This is a genomic window from Pseudomonas sp. Pseusp3 (assembly GCF_047304225.1).
Taxonomy (GTDB): Bacteria; Pseudomonadota; Gammaproteobacteria; order Pseudomonadales; family Pseudomonadaceae; genus Aquipseudomonas; species Aquipseudomonas fluorescens_CD.
Window position 1 is genome coordinate 1 of sequence record NZ_JBGLYV010000269.1, and the last position, 282, is coordinate 282.

At 63.1% G+C, this 282-nt stretch carries 1 protein-coding gene; it reads left to right on the forward strand.

The window, feature by feature from the left end; genetic code table 11:
• On the forward strand, positions 1-282 hold a 282-nt coding region (locus ACCD00_RS30835; protein ID WP_413428947.1), incomplete at both ends, for an immunoglobulin-like domain-containing protein.

Sequence of the window (282 nt, forward strand, 5' to 3'; positions counted from 1 at the left end):
GCCCAGGGCCAACCGGTCACCGCGCAGAACGGTCCGGTCACCGTGACCCTCGACAGCGGCAAGGTGATCACCATCGCTGAAGGTCAGAGTTCCGGCAGCCTGCCGGTGACCGTCGGCAACGACGTTTACAAGGGGCCAACCACCGTTACTGAGTCGATTCAATCGGCCGACGGCGGCAACCTCGAAGCGATCAACCCGGTGAAAACCCCGGTAGAAACCACGGTCACCGATGTCAACGACACCACCACGGTAACGCTGACCGCCACCCCGAGCGTGGACGAA